The sequence below is a fragment of the Brevibacillus dissolubilis genome, assembly GCF_006170445.1.
In the GTDB taxonomy this organism is placed as follows: Bacteria; Bacillota; Bacilli; order Brevibacillales; family Brevibacillaceae; genus Brevibacillus_B; species Brevibacillus_B dissolubilis.
The window spans coordinates 1-15,506 of the sequence record NZ_VCNA01000013.1; the positions used below are offsets into that span (position 1 = coordinate 1).

Annotated in this window: 12 protein-coding genes and 4 tRNA genes; 3 read left to right on the forward strand and 13 right to left on the reverse strand. The window is 50.9% G+C overall.

From position 1 onward, the window contains the following. Positions 1-339: 339 nt before the first annotated feature. The 11 genes from FGI41_RS20195 to FGI41_RS20245 form a co-directional block, all read right to left on the reverse strand. Positions 340-416: transfer RNA gene (locus FGI41_RS20195), tRNA-Arg, on the reverse strand. Positions 417-431: 15 nt separating this feature from the next. Continuing rightward, positions 432-507 (reverse strand) — tRNA-Gly (locus FGI41_RS20200). Positions 508-525: 18 nt separating this feature from the next. Continuing rightward, a tRNA-Ala gene (locus tag FGI41_RS20205) sits at positions 526-601 on the reverse strand. 30 nt (positions 602-631) lie between these two features. Continuing rightward, positions 632-708: transfer RNA gene (locus tag FGI41_RS20210), tRNA-Ile, on the reverse strand. 92 nt (positions 709-800) lie between these two features. After that, the gene (gene motB, locus FGI41_RS20215) at positions 801-1,595 is read right to left on the reverse strand and encodes a flagellar motor protein MotB (protein WP_139492126.1); all 795 of its coding nucleotides are present in this window, start codon (positions 1,593-1,595) and stop codon (positions 801-803) included. After that, positions 1,588-2,391: a flagellar motor stator protein MotA gene (motA, locus tag FGI41_RS20220; RefSeq protein ID WP_139492127.1), complete on the reverse strand. Its 804-nt coding sequence runs from the start codon at positions 2,389-2,391 to the stop codon at positions 1,588-1,590. The genes motB and motA overlap by 8 nt, the downstream gene beginning before the upstream one ends. 146 nt (positions 2,392-2,537) lie before the next feature. Beyond that, the gene (locus tag FGI41_RS20225; protein ID WP_139492128.1) at positions 2,538-3,269 is read right to left on the reverse strand and encodes a ZIP family metal transporter; all 732 of its coding nucleotides are present in this window, start codon (positions 3,267-3,269) and stop codon (positions 2,538-2,540) included. 14 nt (positions 3,270-3,283) lie between these two features. Further along, the gene (locus FGI41_RS20230; protein ID WP_255298560.1) at positions 3,284-3,601 is read right to left on the reverse strand and encodes a DUF962 domain-containing protein; all 318 of its coding nucleotides are present in this window, start codon (positions 3,599-3,601) and stop codon (positions 3,284-3,286) included. Between the two features lie 83 nt (positions 3,602-3,684). Next, positions 3,685-5,772 carry an exo-beta-N-acetylmuramidase NamZ domain-containing protein gene (locus tag FGI41_RS20235; RefSeq protein ID WP_368656800.1) on the reverse strand — a complete coding sequence of 696 codons (2,088 nt, stop codon included), beginning with the start codon at positions 5,770-5,772 and terminating at the stop codon, positions 3,685-3,687. A 96-nt stretch (positions 5,773-5,868) separates the two neighbouring features. Then, complete coding sequence (locus FGI41_RS20240; protein ID WP_218015248.1) at positions 5,869-6,018, reverse strand: VOC family protein; 150 nt, start codon at positions 6,016-6,018, stop codon at positions 5,869-5,871. A 701-nt stretch (positions 6,019-6,719) separates the two neighbouring features. Further along, positions 6,720-6,890, reverse strand: a complete 171-nt coding sequence (locus FGI41_RS20245) for an aspartyl-phosphate phosphatase Spo0E family protein (protein WP_139492131.1) — start codon at positions 6,888-6,890, stop codon at positions 6,720-6,722. Between the two features lie 357 nt (positions 6,891-7,247). Between FGI41_RS20245 and FGI41_RS20250 the strand changes: the two genes are divergently transcribed. The 3 genes from FGI41_RS20250 to FGI41_RS20260 are packed head-to-tail and all read left to right on the forward strand — an operon-like array spanning position 7,248 to position 11,035. Then, positions 7,248-7,958: an ABC transporter ATP-binding protein gene (locus tag FGI41_RS20250; RefSeq protein WP_139492132.1), complete on the forward strand. Its 711-nt coding sequence runs from the start codon at positions 7,248-7,250 to the stop codon at positions 7,956-7,958. 15 nt (positions 7,959-7,973) lie between these two features. Then, on the forward strand, positions 7,974-9,461 hold the full coding sequence (locus FGI41_RS20255) for an ABC transporter permease (RefSeq protein WP_139492133.1): 1,488 nt from the start codon (positions 7,974-7,976) through the stop codon (positions 9,459-9,461). Between the two features lie 23 nt (positions 9,462-9,484). After that, a complete protein-coding gene (locus tag FGI41_RS20260; protein WP_139492134.1) occupies positions 9,485-11,035 on the forward strand; it encodes an efflux RND transporter periplasmic adaptor subunit in 1,551 nt (516 codons plus the stop codon). 178 nt (positions 11,036-11,213) lie between these two features. On the opposite strand, the gene FGI41_RS20265 is transcribed toward FGI41_RS20260, so the two are convergent. Together FGI41_RS20265 and FGI41_RS20270 are read right to left on the reverse strand one after the other, a co-directional pair. Beyond that, a complete protein-coding gene (locus FGI41_RS20265) occupies positions 11,214-13,205 on the reverse strand; it encodes a methyl-accepting chemotaxis protein (RefSeq protein WP_139492135.1) in 1,992 nt (663 codons plus the stop codon). Positions 13,206-13,377: 172 nt separating this feature from the next. Next, positions 13,378-15,417: a methyl-accepting chemotaxis protein gene (locus FGI41_RS20270; RefSeq protein WP_176560363.1), complete on the reverse strand. Its 2,040-nt coding sequence runs from the start codon at positions 15,415-15,417 to the stop codon at positions 13,378-13,380. Between the last annotated feature and the right edge of the window lie 89 nt (positions 15,418-15,506).

Genomic DNA, 15,506 nt, shown 5'->3' on the forward strand with positions numbered 1-15,506 from the left:
CACGCCGCCAGCGTTCGTCCTGAGCCAGGATCAAACTCTCCAATAAAGTTGAAGTTGATCTAGGTCAAAAACTTGTTGCTTGGCTGAATTATCATTTGCTTTCGCTGTTCAGTTTTCAAAGAACATTCTTCGTTAGCAGTTAATTGCTTTAACAAAATAAACCGAGTTGCTTCGTTGTTCATTTTGTTCTCAACCAACGAGATTCATATTATCATGCCTCTCGTTTCTCGTCAACCTCTTTTTTCGAAGTTTTTTCGAGGTTATCAGTGCGAGAACGAACAACCGAATAACACTCTACCATATTAACACTCCAAAAATCAAGTCAATCAACAAAAAAAATGGCGTGCCCTGAGAGATTCGAACTCCCGACCTTTTGATTCGTAGTCAAACGCTCTATCCGGCTGAGCTAAGGGCACATCCTAATGAAATAATGGAGCGGACGAAGGGTCTCGAACCCTCGACCTTCGCCTTGGCAAGGCGACGCTCTACCAATTGAGCTACGTCCGCATGCAGGTATGAAACAGATGGTGGAGCTGAACGGGATCGAACCGATGACCTCCTGCTTGCAAGGCAGGCGCTCTCCCAACTGAGCTACAGCCCCATCTATTGAGATAACTCATAAATTAAAGAATGGTGGGCCTAGGCTGACTCGAACAGCCGACCTCACGCTTATCAGGCGTGCGCTCTAACCAACTGAGCTATAGGCCCGTGTGTCTTTCACAGTTATCTATCTTAGCAGGGTGCCATACATTATGCAAGCGGAAATAAAAGGAAAAAGAGAGCTGGTCGTCAGCTCTCTTTTATTGTCCGTCTGCTTTCTCGTAGTTACGCAGAATAGCTACCTCAACGCGACGGTTTTTGGCACGTCCTTGTAATGTTGTATTCGGAGCGATCGGCTGGTACTCACCATAGCCTGTCGCACTGAAATTGGATGGATTGAGGCTTTTGTTTTCCAAGAGGATTTTCATGAAGTTGAGTGCTCGTTCTGAGCTGAGATCCCAGTTGGACGGGAACTGGCTGGTACGGATCGGCACATTGTCGGTGTGGCCGGATACGGTAACACGTCGTGCATCCGGTACGAGCAGCTTGGAGATCTCACCTGCAAGCTTACGGGCTTCCGGACGGACTAAGGCACTGCCGGAATCGAATAAAGCGCTATCGGTGATCGTAATCAACAGACCCATGTCGGTAATCTTGGTCTGGAGTTTATCCTTAAGATTGTTGTTGGCAATATACTTATCGAGCTGTTCTTTGAGCTCTCCGAGTTGCTCTGTTTCTTGCTGGAACTTTTCAGCTTGCTCAAATTTCTTTTTGTCCTTTTTCTCTTCCGATTCTTCCGCTTGGTTGCGCTCTAAGGATTGCTGGGCCACTTCCTCTGGGATTGGCAGCGCACTAGGGTTTTGGAAAATACTCGTACCGCCGTTGAGGGCGACATTAAGAGAACGGACAAGCTGGTTGAATTTTTTGGCGTCAACGCTTGAGCTGGCGAACAGTACTATAAAGAGGGCAAGAAGCAGGGTGAGCAGGTCAGCGTAGGGAATGAGCCACGTTTCGTCTATGTGCTCTTCATGGTGATGCTTTTTGTGTTTAGCCATCTACCCCTACTCCTTCCTCCTTAGCCTCTGGTTTTTCCACATTACGTTGAGATACTGGGATATATACGAGGAGTTTTTGTTCAATAGCGGTTGGAGATACGCCGGCTTGAATGGAGAGCAGGCCTTCCACCATGATTTTTTTGATTTCGATTTCTTGCTTGGATTTGCGTTTGAGCTTGTTGGCGAATGGATGCCACAGTACATAACCGGAGAAGATACCCAGCAGAGTTGCGACGAACGCTGCTGCGATGGAGTGACCCAGTTTTTCGATGTCAGACAGGTTACCAAGTGCGGCGATCAGACCTATTACGGCACCAAGTACCCCAAGGGTCGGAGCATACGTACCCGCCTGGGTGAAGATCAGGGCATTCGCCTGGTGACGCTCTTCGATAGCGGCGATCTCTTCTTCCAATACATCGCGGACGAAATCTGGTTCGCCACCGTCAATGATCATCTTCATCCCATTGCGCAGGAAGGTGTCTTGGATCTCGTCTGCCTGATTCTCCAGAGCGAGAAGACCTTCACGGCGGGCAATCCCTGCCCAGTTCATGAACTGTTCGATCAGTTCGCGTTTGTCAGGCAGCTTTGTCTCGTTAAAGATGATTTTGATCAGTTTCGGGAACTTTTTGATTTCATTCATCGGGAATCCGATAAACAGGGTAGCCGCTGTACCTACGAAAATAATCATGAATGCTGCCCCGTTGAGAAGAGCTGCCGGGTTGGCACCCTTAAGAGCCATACCACCAATAACTGCGATAAGAGCGATGACAATACCTATATAAGACGACTTTTCCATCTAGACACTCCCTGTTCCCCGTAGTCTTGGATAACTACTCGTAAATATCTCTACTTAGTATTTCGGTAATTGATTCAAAAAACATAAGAGTAAGTTCATAGGAAATTGACATTTTTCATCAAAACCCGTCAAAAGTCCCTGATCCCCTATCCGAACCATTGTATCAGGCCAACCATGATCAGCAGTCCGACGATAAATGCATAGGTGGCGGCTGTTTCGTGACCGTCCCCATGGCTTTCGGGAATCAGCTCTTTGTACACGATAAACAGCATCGCTCCGGCCGCAAAGGAAAGCCCATATGGCACGAGTCCGCTCACATAGGACGTGAGTGAGTAGCCTAGCATGCCACTGAAAATCTCGACCGCACCCGTCATCGTGGCGAGGATGAATGCTTTGCCTTTGCTGACTTTTTGGTTAATGAGAAACAGTGCGACCAAAAAGCCCTCAGGAGCATTCTGCAGACCGATGGCAAAAGCAATCAGACCGCCGAGACTCTGATCCTCACTGGAATAGCTGACACCGACCGATAAGCCTTCGGGGATGTTGTGCAGGGTAATCGCTGAGAGAATCAGCAGCGATTGTTTATCCATCGAGATATTGGCCCGGCTGTGCTCTAGGTCAATATGCGGAATCGAACGCTCAAGCATCGTCAAAACCCCGGTACCAAGCAACACCCCGATACACAGCACCACAAAACTCGAATGGCTCAATGCCTGCGGAATCAAGCTGAATGTGGATGCTGCCACCATGATCCCTGCGGTCAGGGCGAGCAGAATATCCCGCCAGCGGTGTGTGACTTCTTTAAAAAACAAAATCGGCAAGGCACCCAGACCTGTCGAGAGAGCTGACAAGATGCTTCCTAACAATGCTTCTTGCATACGATGTCCTCCAATTAGGGTAAGAATCGTTTTCCCGTGATCAGTTCCAGCGTACGCAGAAAAAACCAGGAGAAGCCTGCATAAAAGCCTAACAGGGGCCGTCGGAAGGAAGCAGGCTGATTCTTTTCAAATACAAAATGTCCGATCCACGAGAAAACGTAATGCAAAACAGCAAGCACAAGCGTAAGCCGCCAATCCCAGAAGAGTGTTAGCCAAGCCAGCGCGGCAAACAGGAATGCAAAGTAATGCAGGAGTTGGTTGAGTGGATTTCGGTGTGCTTGTTGGTAGTCGGTCAAATCTTGTCTCCATCGTTGGGAAAAGGTTTGTTTCACTAAGCCCTCCGTATACGAATTCGTATGTAAATCATACCACATTCATAACAGAAAAAACTGCTGAAATCACTCAGCAGCTGGGGTTATCGCAAAAATGCGACATTGGTTACAGCAGGGCCAAGCACGTCGAATCGGTAGCCTTGGGCTTGCAGGTATTGGATGATTTGCGGGAGTGCCTTGGCCGTCGTGGCTTTGGTCTCGGCGTCATGCATCAGCACGATGATCTCTTTTTTGGTGCCGATCCCGTTCTTGACATAGGTGACGGCGGATTCCACGGTATAGCCGCCTGAACTGGCGTCACCGATGCTGACATTCCAGTCAAAGTAGAGATAGCCACGCTGTTTGGCAGCTTTTACAATGTCTGGCATGATCCATTTTTCTTTGGTGTATACGTTTGGATTTTGTGCTTTTAGGCTGACGGAGTTGTTGCTGCCGCCGGGAAAACGAAAGAGCGTCGGTTTTTGACCGGTGATCTTCTGGATCGCTTGGTTGCCGCGGTCGAGATCTTGGAAAAAGCCGTCAACACTGTAATAGATCTTGCTGTAGTCGTGCGAGTAGGTGTGTCCGCCGATCACATGTCCCTCGGTGGCCATCCGCTTGATCATCGCCGGGTATTTCTCCGCATTGCGTCCGATGACGAAAAAGGTGGCGCGGACACGGTATTGCTTGAGCACGTCGAGAACTTGCGGTGTCACGTTGGAAGCGCCGTCGTCAAAAGTGAGGTAGGCGACTTTGCCGGTGGGGGCGCTGGGTTTGGCGGGTGGCTTTGGTGTTGGTGTTGCGGGCTTTTCTGGTGTTGCTGGTGGCTTTGGTGTTGGTGTTGCAGGCTTTTCTGGTGTTGCGGGTGGCTTTGGTGTTGGTGTTGCAGGCTTTGCTGGTGTTGCGGGTGGTTTCGGTGTTGGCGTTGCGGGCTTTGCTGGTGTTGCGGGTGGCTTTGGCACTGGAGGCACTGGCGCAGGCTGCGGGATCGTGACCGTTCTGTGGATGACCTCTGTCGCCGTCACCGGTTCGTTGCCATAGATGAGATAGGCTTCGCGTGTAGTCCGGAACTGTTGAAGCGCTGTTGCGTATTGCAGTTCGATCTGTTGCGGTGTGTATTTTTTGCTGAGAGCGTCCCCGATCTGGCCGGTTCCCATAATTTTGTCAAACATCAGCAATGGCTGACCTACTACACTTCTGGGCACAGGAAAACCGCTTAGCATACGGGCATAAGCAAGGGCATACACCCCGGTTTTGGCTGGATTGAAGGTATGGTAATCCGTGATGGTCAAGCGAGCGCCGCCTGCTGTACCTCTCTGTTCAGGGGTAAAAGTGACACCGGGGAGCTGGGCGCTGTTCAGTTGGGCGGCGAATTTGCGGGCATCCAGCCCTTTTCCACCAATCCAGCGGAAGTTGTCTGCCTGAAAAATCCCTGTCCCCTCCCCAAGACCGGTCGCCATGTAGCCAAAGACTGATTCTAGGTCAGGAATGCGCGGCGAACTTGGAATCCATTTGAGACCTGTATCCTGCCAGCGCATTTGGCGGGTGTAGCCATCCATCGGGACAACGGTCAGGTCGGCCCCGATTTTGCGGTTGAAGTAGAGGGCCAGTTCACCGATGGTCATGCCGTGGGCCATCGGAAGAATATCGACACCAACGAAGGTTTGGTAGCCTTCTTGGAGCATGGGGCCGTCGACGATGTCTCCCCCAACCGGATTGGGCCGGTCGAGTACGACAATCTGCTTATTGGCGCGTTTGGCAGCGATCATGGCGTAGTTAAGTGTAGATATGTAGGTGTAGGTACGGGAGCCGATATCCTGAATGTCAAAGAGCAGAAGGTCAACATCTGTCAGCATCTGATCGGTTGGCATCCGGGTCGGGCCGTACAGACTGTAGACGGGAATCTGTAGAGTTGGATGGATCGAAGAAGGAACATAGGTGCCTGCGAGTGCTTTTCCATCGATGCCGTGTTCGGGGCCGTAGAGAGCCGTTAAGCGGGCACCCGGATCGTGTGCAAGTGTGTCTATCATGCTTTGGCCTTGGCTGTTGACGCCTGTCTGGTTGGTGATCAAGCCGATGCGCTTACCATCGATCACTTGGCTGTACTTGCTGAGCAGCACGTCGTCACCAAGCTGAAAAACCGGTTGAGTCGCATAAGAACTGGGAGCAGCGAAGGTTACCAGGAGTGTCATAAGAATAAGAAGAATCACATTTTTTCGCATGCAGTCCGTTCCTTTCATGTCTGTCTGTGCAGTATGTCTTGTCATGCAATAAGACGAATCTGGATATTATTCCGTTTCTGTATACTGGGAAATTTCAAGCAGATTACCGTCCGGATCACGCAGGTAGATGGACAAGATCTCCCCCATCGCTCCTGTGCGGCTGACAGGCTCGTCCACTTCGAGAGCAATATGGCAGGCTTGAATATGGGAGATCACTTCTGTGAGCGGAGTCTCTGTAATGAAGCAGAGGTCTGCTGAGCCTTTGGACGGTTGCAGAGCTTTCGGTTAGAACGAGATGGTCCAGATGAGAAATTTTCATGTATGCCGCGCCCTTTCCCTTCTTGAATGAGATGATTGCAAAATAAAGTATAAATCAAAAGACCAAGTCTAACAGAAGAGCCGTCACCGCATCCATCCTCCCAGGCGAAAAGCGTATGCGGCGACACTCCACTCCAATTACAACATACATGGTCAAATTCCTATCACAATGCCAATAAATATCAGCAATAAAACCAGAAAAAAGCGTTGGTAACGTTCGTTCAGCATAGGTCCATCCCCACCTTCATATAGTTGGCTGCTGTCTATAGACTTTCGGCCCCGCAAAAGTTTTGCACGTAGTAAAATATATGATTCTACGTATCGTTTGGAAGCTTGTCTGAAAGCACAAAAAGCGTGCCGTCGTCCAACAGCACGCTTTTTGTGTGTATAGGGAGTGATGGAGTTGATGTATGCAGCTTTCCCTGTTCTTAGAACGTACGAATCAGGGCAAGAAGCTCCTGTTTGTCCAAGCGTGGGAAGTTAGGACCGCCTGGAATGGTCAGTGCCTCGCAGTCGGCTGGGTCAACCTCCCCCATCTTCCCAAAATAAAGCCCTTCTCTTCATAACCGAGAAGGGGCAATTGATCTATGATGTATGCGTTATCCTTGAGCTGCCAGTTTTCTGCCTTTTGCTGTCTGATACTTGAGGATTAATTCATCCAGTTGCTGACTGAGTTCGAGAACATGTGTATCAACCAAACTACCTTTTTGCATTGCAGTCTGTACCATTTTGACACGTAGCATTTCTATGCGATTGCTCAACTCTTCCATATCCAATCCCATCACCTAAATTAGCCTCAATTTGGATGTATAGTTAGTATAAGAGTATTCAGGATAGAAAGCTATTCCTTTTTCCCGACAATATGAAGGCGAAATATGTAAGAGCGGCTCAGATTTTGTCGGATTATTACCCAAAGACAAAATTGGAGCCGCTCTTTGTGTTTCTGTGTATGGGTGGGTGGGGGGTAGTCATTACTTCTGGCATCATGTATGACGAAGCGGGCTTCTCAAACGTTTCATGATTCAAAATTTTTTTTGATTAGTTTACATATTACTGTTACTTTTTGTAAATATCGTAGTCTTATATAGGTAGGGGGAAATAAGATAAATAGATGAAGGGGGATATGCATGAGCAACGGTCCTGGGGAGTTGACTGTAAAGGATGTGCAGCACAGTTATGGGACAGGCAAAATCAAGGTTCCTGTTCTGTACGATATTAATGTGCACATCGACAATCGTGAATTTGTGGCCTTGTGCGGGACGTCGGGATCAGGGAAATCCACCCTGCTAAGCCTGATGGCCGGTCTGACGCGACCCGATGCCGGACAGATTCATATCAACGGAGAAGAAATCTCCCGTTATAACGAAAATGAGCTGTGCCTGTTTCGCCGCAGATGCATGGGATTCGTGTTCCAGTCGTTTAACCTGCTGCCTAACCTGACGGCATTGGAGAATGTAGAGCTTCCGCTGATTTTTGCCGGGGAGTCGGTCAAGCGGCGGCGTCAAAGGGCAGCGGATATGCTGGCGATGGTCGGATTGGATGGACGGACGGGTCATAAGCCGAATGAATTGAGCGGCGGTCAGCAGCAGCGTGTCAGTATTGCCCGTGCACTGGTGAATAATCCGAGCATTGTGCTGGCAGACGAGCCGACGGGGAATCTGGACAGTGTGACCGAAAAAGAGATCCTGCAGCTGATGCGGCAGATGAATCGGGAGCATGGTACGACATTTGTGATCGTCACGCATGATACCGAGGTAGCCAATCAGTCAGACCGGGTGATTCATCTGCAGGACGGACGGGTCGTGCAAAAGGATACGACCATGATCCATGCAACATAACGGAGGAGAATCAATGTGAAATTACTGGACTCACTGCGGATTGTCTGGCGGAACCTGTGGCGGATGAAGCTTCGCACGATTTTGACCTCGGTCGGTGTCATGATCGGAACGGCTGCGATCGTCGCGATGATATCGCTCAGTCTGGGACTGCGGGAGAATGCCGTCAAAAGCCTGGAGAACTTCGGTAATCTGACGGAGATGGATGTACAGCCGGCCTATATGTCACCGGATGGACAAACGCCAATCCCTCCCGAACAGATGAAGAAGCTCAACTATCAAGCCGTACAGGAACTCAAGCAAATCGAAGGAATTGAATCAGTCATCCCGGTCAAATCGCTGCAAGGCGGTGCCCAGATCAAGCTGGGTCGTCGGGAAGGTGATATACAACTGATGGGGATCGATGTCCATGAATCCCGCTCGTCCAAGTCGGATGAGATTGAAAAAGGAACCTATCTGACCGGCTCTGCCAATGAAATCGTCGTCACCTATGAAATGCCCCGTATGATGCGTGACGTGGAAAAGGAGCGTCGGGAAGCGAGGAAACGCAATGCTTCCGGCGCAGGCTCTGACCCGATGATGCAAGGTGGCTATCCTCCCTATGGGATGGAAGGCGGAGGTTCGGACGCGGCTACCGTCGATATGGTGGGGAAGACGGCGACACTCGTGATCAACCGACAATTCATGGTGGACAACGAGCCGAAGTTTGAGAAAAAAGAGATTCGCGTGCGCGTAGTCGGTCAACTCGCCAAGTCTGACGGAATGAGCCGTTTTGGCGGCAATATGGCATTTGTTCCATTGGAGATGATCAATGAGTTAAACAAATGGCTCAACCCGGAAGGCATGAATCAAGGTTTTGATCCATACGGCGGGATGCAGCCCCAGCAAAAGCGTACCCGCTCCCGTACCGAGCAGGAAGAAGTGATTTTTGATTCAATTACAGTGAAGGTCGGGTCACGTGAACAGGTAGAGCCTACCTTGGAACGCGTACAAAGAATCGGCTTCGAGATCTACTCCCCTGCCCGTGCACTCAAAGAAATCAATCAGTTCTTTTTTGTTGTCCAGCTGATTCTTGGGGGGATCGCTGCGATCTCACTGTTGGTTGCTTCCATTGGTATTATCAATACGATGATCATGTCTATTCTGGAGCGTACGAGAGAGATCGGGATTATGAAGGTGATTGGGGCTACCGTGTACAATATCCGCTGGCTGTTTTTGATCGAATCAGGCTTTATCGGTCTGATCGGGGGTATATCCGGGTTGGGCCTCGCCTGGGGTGCGGTACAGCTGTTAAATTACGTGGCGCGAAGTAATCCGGAGTTTAGTAATGTGCTTGGCGGTGGTGGGCCAGGTGGACCTGAGGGTATCCAGCAATTGGCGGTCGTGCCGCTCTGGCTGGCTGGATTTGCGGTTGGGTTTGCCTTTTTGATCGGGATTCTGGCGGGGATCTTCCCTGCGTTTCGTGCATCCCGTCTCAGTCCATTGCAGGCCATTCGCTCTGAATAATGAGAATGTGAGGAAGAGTATAGATGAAAAAGAAATGGTGGATTCTTGGCGCGATCGGGGTATTACTTGCAGGTGGCGGATATTATGGATATCAGCAGTATTTTTCGGTGCAGGATGCGGCGAATGTAGGTGAAGTCCCGCCTCCGCCCTCTTTTCCAAGTGCTGTGGTAGACCGTGGAGAGGTGAAGAAATCAATCTACGCAACAGGCGTGGTCGAAGCCAAGGCACGGGAGGAAGTCAAAGCAGAAGGCTCGGGCAAAATCCAGCAGCTCCTCGTCAAGGAGGGGCAGCAGGTGAAAAAAGGCGATGTCCTCTTCACCATCGACGGCACGGACGCGACCCTGGAATATCAGAAGCACGAGATCTCGCTGGAGCGGCTGACCTCGGAGCTGGCTGATCTCAAAGACCGCAAGCCCGTGATCACCTCTACTGCACGAGGAAAGGTCAAAGAAGTGTTAATCAAAGAAGGCGAATCGGTCACACCTGAAACCGTGGTCGCCAAGCTGATTGATCCGGATCATCTTAAGATCGTCGGTCAATTCTCCAGTGTTGAGATTGATGAGTTCAAGGTCGGGATGAAGGTACGCATCTTTTTAACCGGATCTCTCACTTACACCAATGGCGTCGTCTCCAAGATTGACCGTGTCGGTGAAAAGAAAGAGGGTGCCCCCGGCTTTCACGGTGTAGAGGTGCTGGTAGATAATCCTGGTTCTCTGTATGTGAATGATTTTGGACAAGTAGAATACCGGAACGCGTCTGGCGAAATCTTCATGAGCCAAGTACCGACCAAGTTCGAAATCCCAGATGAGATCGAACTGACAGCCGGAACCCACGGCAAAGTCGGCAAGGTCTTGATCGATACCAACGATAACATCCAGCCGAAGCAACAGATTGCTACGATGGATCTGAAATCCTCTGAACTGGAAATCCGCGAAAAAGAGATTGCCCTGAAGGAGTCTCAGCTGATTCTTGGTCAGAAAAAACAAGAGCTGTCCAAAAAACAAGTTGTCGCTCCGACTAGCGGTACAGTTACGAAGCTGGATGTGAAAGTGGGAGACACCGTCGATCCGGGTAAGGCCGCAATGGTGATCATGGATGCCTCTACCGTCTATATGAAAGCATATGTGGATGAGATTGATATTCCGTCGATTAAGACGGGACAATCAGTTGATGTGTATGTGACGGCATTTGGCAACAAGGCTTTTCCAGGCACGGTCGTGGAAATCCCGCAGGAAGGCACCCAGCAGGATAAGACGGTCCGCTTCGAAGTCAAGGTAGCGATCAAAGACAGCAGCAGCATGAAGCACGGGATGACTGGTGACTGCGATATCCATATCGTGAAAAAGGATGATGTCCCGCGTCTCCCGCTGAATGCCGTGGAGATCATGGAAGAAGGCAAAGGAACGGTCATGGTGAAAGACCCAAAAACGGGCCAGCCGATGCCAAAAGAGGTGCAGGTCGGTATCGAGGGTGCAGAATTCGTGGAAATTCTCGGCGGCTTGAATGCTGGTGATGAAGTGCTGATCACCAATGGCGGTGGCGGCGGAGGTATGGAGCCGATGCCGGTCGGATAAGGACTGTCTGTACGCCGGTTACGCCTAGAGCAATGCAATGATGTTTTGTCTTAAAGAAAAAACTCCCCGCAGCAGAAGGTTGATTCATTACATCACCTTCTCGGGCGGGGAGTTCTTTGTTTTGGCGGGTCGGGGCAATTGCTCTAAAAATAGTGCAGTTGCCGTGGGCTGGCTCTGATTATGTGCGGAACCGGCTGAGCAGATCGTTTAATTCCATCGACATCTTACTTAATCCGTAGGCAAAGGTGCTGATCTCCTCCATCGAAGCGAGCTGTTGCTCGGAGGCAGCGGCTGTGTATTTAGTGGTATCGGCGGTTTTTTCAGCGATCTGGGCCACATGGTCGACCGTGGCATTGACGCGTTCTGTCTGTTCACTCATATGGCTGGATATTTCTTTGACAGCTTGGATCTGAGCGGTCACCTGTTGGGCTGCGTCGAGGAGGCGCTGGAAGGCTTCGCCAGTATCGCTGATGATCGCAAGCCCGGTACGCACTTCCTCGGTTACTCGGTGCATCGAGGTGATCGACGTGCTGGAATCGCTCTGAATCGAGGCGACCAGATTGGCTACTTGGCTGGTGGAGGCTGCGGTCTGCTCTGCCAGCTTACGCACCTCGTCGGCTACGATGGCGAACCCTCTCCCCTGCTCTCCGGCGCGGGCTGCTTCGATGGCGGCATTGAGTGCGAGGAGGTTGGTCTGAGAAGCAATCCCTTGAATCAGCTCGACGATCTGGTTGATCTCTTGGGAGCGCTGACCCAGATGCTCGATGGTGAAGACCAGCTGGTGTACGGCCTCATTGATGTTGTCCATCTGTGCCACAGCCTGCTGGATTGAACGATTCCCCTGCTCGGCTTGTAAGGTGGCAGCATCAGAAGTTGCTGCTACAACTGTCGACGTCTCTGCAATCGCAATAATCCCTGTCGTCATCTCTTCGATGGCCCCGGCTGATTGAGCCGTACCACTCACCTGCTGGTCAGCGCCCATTTTCACCTGTTGGATCGAGAGGGTGATCTGGTTGGTCGCTTGGGCATTCTGTTCCGCATGGGCGGACAGCTCTTGGGAAGCAGATGAGACCTGATGGGCGGCTTGAGCGATTCGTTCGAGCAGGGTGCGCATGTTGTGCATCATCTGCTGTGTCGATTGACCGAGCAGTCCCACCTCATCCCGGCGGTTGAGATCAGCAGGCGCTACCTGCATGATCAGAGAACCTTTGGCGACGTCATCGAGGATCAGGGACAGCCTTTTGAGCGGGGCAATGATCCGTTTTTGCAGCATCCATGTAATGAGAATCAGGACAAACACCAAAAGCAGGCCCGCAATCAGATTGACCGCTTTGACATCCTGTTTGATTTCGCTGGTGGTCTTCATGTTCTGCGCGAGATAGACGACACCCATCTGTTGGCCTGAGATATCAGTCAGCCAAGAGACTTGCTGGCCCACTTCTTGTCCATCCAGGGTGGTAAACGAAATGCCCCTCTGCTTCTCGTCTTCGGTCAGGGTCTGCTCCAGCCCGGTGATCATCTCTTGGGTTACACTGGTCGCTGTTGATTGGAAAATACCTGTGTCGGTCAGAACGGCGATGTCGACCTGCAGGGTTTGTTTGAATTCACTCAACGCCTTGTCGTCCACCAAACGTCCAAACACGAGAATACCGGCAGGATCGCCTTTGCCGTCATTGTCGGTGATCAGGGAAGCGGTGATGACGGCGAGACCTTGCTTGGTCTGTACAAGTCCGCTGAACTCCGGTTCTTTGGTGAGGCGGTTGAGAATGTCCCTGCCAAGCGCTGTGCTGAATTCCGGCACATCCCCTGTCTGGGTGACAATCTTGCCGTCGAGTCGGCTGGTGGCGATAAAATGCAGACCAGGTGTAGCATCCACTGCCGCATTGACATTTTCTTCGATCCAAGCATGATTGGATTGCATCATGGCCTGTCTGAACTCTTCCCAGTGAGAGTAGCCGATCGTAAGCCCATGGAGATTCTGTGCCATTTGGCTGATCAGGCTGTGGACGGCATTGCTGGCGTTCTGGATGCGTTCTTGTTCAGAGTGGATCAGATTCTGGGTGATGTTGGCATAGAGGTAGTATCCTGTGCATGTAAGTGGAATCAACAAAAGAAAAACGATCATCAAAAGGAGTTGGTAGGTTAGCGAAAGCCGTCTTGTTGATTGCATAGTGTCTCCCTTTCCCGATGGTGTACCATTATGGCCAACAAAAATTGCACCATCTAACTATACACCGTGATCCTGAGACTTTAGAAGCAGGAATCCTTAAAAATAAGAAAAAAAGAAGCCATCTGACTCAATGGCTTCCTGATGCTTCCATCCTTATTTTTACCCAACATATTTATAGTTGGAATTTGCGGATTAATTCTTCCAATTCCAGTGACATACGGTTAAGCGAGACAGCAGATGCTTCGATCTCTTCCATGGAGGCGAGCTGCACCTGCGTGTAGGAGGCCACGGTCTGGGAGCGTTCGGATGATTCTCTCGCGATACCGGACATCTCCTCGATGGAGGCTAATATTTCTTCGGTACCAGCCGACATCTCTTCGGAGGAGGTAGATACGTCGCTGATCTGCCGGGCAATATTGTTCAGCGAGTGGAGAATACGCTGGAAGGCCTCTCTTGCTTCATCGGCAAGTGCTCTGCCTGCGGACACCTCGCGTGTTACCTGCTGCATCGCGTCAGCCGATTGACCTGCGTCTTGTTGGACGGATTGGATCAGGTGAACGATCTGCTGAGCGGAATCGGCTGTCTGTTCGGCCAGCTTGCGCACTTCTTCGGCAACGATGGAAAAGCCTCTGCCATGCTCACCTGCACGGGCTGCTTCAATGCTTGCATTGAGTGCGAGCAGGTTGGTCTGGGATGCGATTCCCGTGATGACCTCGACGATCTGCCCAATCTCGCGTGAACGGCTGTTGAGACGCTCAGCCACCTCTTGGGAGATGTTGACCGACTGTCCGATCAGCTCCATCTGCCGGACGGCTTTTTCCATAGTGGCATTACCGAGCTGGGCCTGTTCAGCTGAGGTGGTGGAGACTTCGGAGACGATCGTCGATGACTCTGCGATACGCTGGATGCCAATCGTCATGTCATGCATGGTTTTGACGCTCTCTTCGGCCGCTGATTCTTGGCGCTCGTTGCCGGAAGCCAGCTCCAGCATGGATGTGGCGATCTCCTGTGATGCTTTGGTCGTCTGCTCGACACTTGCATTTAACTCTTCTGACAGGGACGCTACCCGCTCAGCTGCTGATCTGGATGCCGACAAGGTCTCACGGAATGCCTCTGCCATGATATTGAGCGCAGTACCGACTTCCTGCAGTTCATCCCGGGTATCGACCTCCACCCGAGCAAACAAGTCACCTGCCGCATATTGATTCGTCAAGGCTACCAGATGATTAACCGTGTACCGGATCGAACGGGAGAGCGCGACGAACAGATAGGCTGTCACGAGAATCACCACAAAAGCGACGATGGCGATCACTTGCAGCTTTTGTTCCTCAGAAGCACTCCGCTCTTGCAGGCGCTGCATCAGGTCCTCTTCCATGCGGTCATAGAGCAAGTATTGCGCATCCAGTGCGGTGCTCAACTTGGAGAAGCCTGATGATTGGGGCTTACTCTCTGGATTGGCAGCCTCACCAAAGAGATACGGCTCCATCTCTTCGAGTAAAGCAAGTGTAGCTTGATCAGCCTCCTGATGCACCTTTTCCAGCTCTTCTTGCAGGTCAGGGCGCTTGGAGAAGATCAGCTCTATCCCGTGAGTCTGCTTCTCCAAATCAGCACGGATACCAAAATAGTTAGCGAACACCGAATTCTTTTCATCAGGATTGGAAGCGTGCAGAGCAGCCTGTGAGACGTGACCCGTTAACGTTGGCAAAAGACTGACCACGCCGTCCATCAGGTAATAGGTGTCCAGCTCCGGGTCGAGGATCAGATTCGAGGTCTCTCCGATGTATGTAAGGAATTGCGTCAGTTCGTTGATAAATTCAGTTCGTTGCACGATGCTTTGCTCAGTTGGCAGGCTGCTCAGCTGCTGGCTGGTCTCCTTCCAGTGGGTCTTGATCTCCTCCCATCTCGTGTCGGTCGCAAGCTCGGCCCCATACCGGCTGTTGACCTCATCGACACCACTGATCGCCGCATCGACTTCTGCAGTTGATCCCCCGCGGTGCATCTGAACTGCCTGCAGGACTTCTTTGACCGCCTGCGTGTAGGTGACCCCCATCTGTTCTTTTCGTGTAAACTCGATCGATTCCGAAATATCGGTAAACAAGGTGTATAACATGGTGAAGATCAACACCAGCAACAAGCATCCGATAAAGACAAACTTGTTTCGGAACCGCATGCGGTTCATGAAAAGCATCGCTGGACGCAGCAAGGCATTCACAAGCTCTCTCTCCTTCTCTTTATATCTCTCTGTAAACATACTCATTCTCTATCATATAATGTCAGTTTACCTAGCATTATATTCTTTGA

Bases quoted from the DNA above. Each gene is read 5' to 3' on its own strand.
- FGI41_RS20245 (WP_139492131.1), bottom strand. From the start codon at position 6,890: ATGGAAGAGTTGAGCAATCGCATAGAAATGCTACGTGTCAAAATGGTA.
- FGI41_RS20235 (WP_368656800.1), bottom strand. From the start codon at position 5,772: ATGACACTCCTGGTAACCTTCGCTGCTCCCAGTTCTTATGCGACTCAA.
- FGI41_RS20265 (WP_139492135.1), bottom strand. From the start codon at position 13,205: ATGCAATCAACAAGACGGCTTTCGCTAACCTACCAACTCCTTTTGATG.
- motA (WP_139492127.1), bottom strand. From the start codon at position 2,391: ATGGAAAAGTCGTCTTATATAGGTATTGTCATCGCTCTTATCGCAGTT.
- FGI41_RS20260 (WP_139492134.1), top strand. From the start codon at position 9,485: ATGAAAAAGAAATGGTGGATTCTTGGCGCGATCGGGGTATTACTTGCA.
- motB (WP_139492126.1), bottom strand. From the start codon at position 1,595: ATGGCTAAACACAAAAAGCATCACCATGAAGAGCACATAGACGAAACG.
- FGI41_RS20225 (WP_139492128.1), bottom strand. From the start codon at position 3,269: ATGCAAGAAGCATTGTTAGGAAGCATCTTGTCAGCTCTCTCGACAGGT.
- FGI41_RS20250 (WP_139492132.1), top strand. From the start codon at position 7,248: ATGAGCAACGGTCCTGGGGAGTTGACTGTAAAGGATGTGCAGCACAGT.